The 1440-nt window shown below is 33.3% G+C and carries 1 protein-coding gene and 1 pseudogene; one reads left to right on the top strand and one right to left on the bottom strand.

The window, feature by feature from the left end; translation table 11 throughout:
• On the bottom strand, window positions 1-222 hold a 222-nt coding region (gene rpsL, locus C0512_RS15625), incomplete at its 3' end, for a 30S ribosomal protein S12 (RefSeq protein WP_290863241.1).
• A gap of 181 nt (window positions 223-403) precedes the next feature.
• Here rpsL and C0512_RS15620 point away from each other — a divergent pair.
• Window positions 404-1440, top strand: a pseudogene (locus tag C0512_RS15620) (hypothetical protein); the annotation flags it as partial.

Here is a 1440-nt window from a genome sequence, read left to right as displayed (position 1 = left end):
TAAATTGTGTCCTTCTCCAGGGATGTAAGCATTCACTTCATTTCCGTTAGTCAAACGTACACGCGCTACTTTACGCATCGCAGAGTTTGGTTTTTTAGGAGTAGTAGTGTAAACACGCGTACAAACACCTCTTCTTTGAGGACAAGAATCTAAAGCAACCGATTTACTCTTCTTAGTGATTTGAGTTCTTCCTGTTCTTACTAATTGTTGAATTGTTGGCATAATTAAATACTAAAATTTCTTTATTTATTAAAATCCCCCTTTTTTAGGGGTTGCAAATGTAGTAATTATTTTTATCGAAACAAATCTTAATTAATTAATTTTCAAATAGATTCTTTTTAGATTTGATTAACCGTAATAAAAAGAGATTTTTTACGTTATTTTGAAGCAAAGCTCTATGCGATTGAAAAAGATATTCTTTCTTATTTTCTTGTCCCTCTTTGGCGGAAAAACCGCTGCTCAAAACTTGTACTTGAAAATTTCCGGCAGCAATGACAGCGAAACCAAAATCATCGACAGTATTGGCTATGAAAAAAAACACAAATCTCTAAAATCCATTACCGAAGAAAATATTTTACTTACAGAAAAGCTAAATAAGAAAGGCTATTTGGATTGTAAAATCGTCGAAACCCATAAAGTTAACGACTCTGTTTTTACACACAAATACCAACTCGAAAACAGAATTAAATATGCGCGCATATATATAGGTATAAATTTTCAGGAATTTATACCCGAAAACTTCTCCTTCAAGAACGATTCTGTAACCTTGCCTTTTGAGGAAATAGAATTTTTATTAAACACTGTAACAAGACAATTAGAGAATAAGGGTTACGCAATGGCCAAAGCCAAACTTTCCTCCATTGAAAAACAACCTCATTTCATTACCGCTTCTCTATCGGTAAATACAGAAATCAAAAGAAACATCAACAACATAGTCATAAACGGTTATCCTAAATTTCCCGAAGGCCACAAAAAAAATATCTTGCGTCTGCACAAGAACAAAACCTTCAACCAAAAAAGCCTAGAAAAAATTTATACTGATTTTGAAAAATACCGCTTTGTCAAACAGCAAAAATATCCCGAAATTTTGTTTACCAAGGATTCCACTAAAATCTATGTTTACTTAGAAAAAGCAAAACCAAACTCATTTGACGGATATCTTGGATTCACCAATGACGAAAAAGACAAATTGGTTGTCAGCGGCTACTTGGATTTAATCCTTAATAACATTCTAAATTCGGGTGAAAAAATTGCACTTTATTGGAAAAGCGATGGGCAAGACCAAAAAACGTTCAACCTGAGTTTGGAACTTCCATATCTATTCAAAAGCCCTTTCGGAATGAAAGCCGACTTGAATATTTTCAAACAAGACAGCACCTTTCAAAATACCAGAACCAATTTAGAAATCGGCTACTACTTTAACTACAACACCCGAATATA

This window comes from Flavobacterium sp., assembly GCF_013822155.1.
Classification (GTDB): Bacteria; Bacteroidota; Bacteroidia; order Flavobacteriales; family Flavobacteriaceae; genus Flavobacterium.
Note: the sequence above shows the minus strand (reverse complement) of the source record. Positions and strands in the feature narration are given on the sequence as shown.